The following is a 442-nucleotide window of genomic DNA, read 5'->3' on the forward strand; positions in this document are numbered from 1 at the left end:
CACCGCGGCCGTCTACGCGTCTACGCGGCCCGCGCGAACCTCGCGCCCCTCGTCTTCGAGGGCGCCGTGACCGCTGGCGGCGCGCTGATGAACACGACCGAGGTCGAGAACTTCCCCGGCTTCAAGGACGGCATCATGGGACCCGACCTCATGGACGGCATGCGCGCCCAGGCCGAGCGCTTCGGCGCCGAGCTCGTCACCGACGACGTCACCGCGGTGGACCTGACCGGCGACGTCAAGACCGTCACCGACGGCGAGGGCACCGCCCACCGGGCCCGCTCGATCATCCTCGCGATGGGCTCGGCCTACCGTGAGCTCGGCCTGCCCCGCGAGAAGGAGCTGTCCGGTCACGGCGTCTCGTGGTGCGCGACCTGCGACGGGTTCTTCTTCCGCGACCAGGACATCGCCGTCGTCGGCGGCGGCGACTCCGCCATCGAGGAGG

1 protein-coding gene is annotated in these 442 nt (G+C 71.7%); it reads left to right on the forward strand.

The genetic code is table 11. The features are described 5' to 3' along the window. Positions 1-442: NAD(P)/FAD-dependent oxidoreductase (locus AB4030_RS22455; RefSeq protein ID WP_442281414.1), on the forward strand; the 442-nt coding region annotated here is incomplete at both ends.

It is taken from the genome of Terrabacter sp. 2YAF2, from assembly GCF_052114705.1.
Taxonomy (GTDB): Bacteria; Actinomycetota; Actinomycetes; order Actinomycetales; family Dermatophilaceae; genus Terrabacter.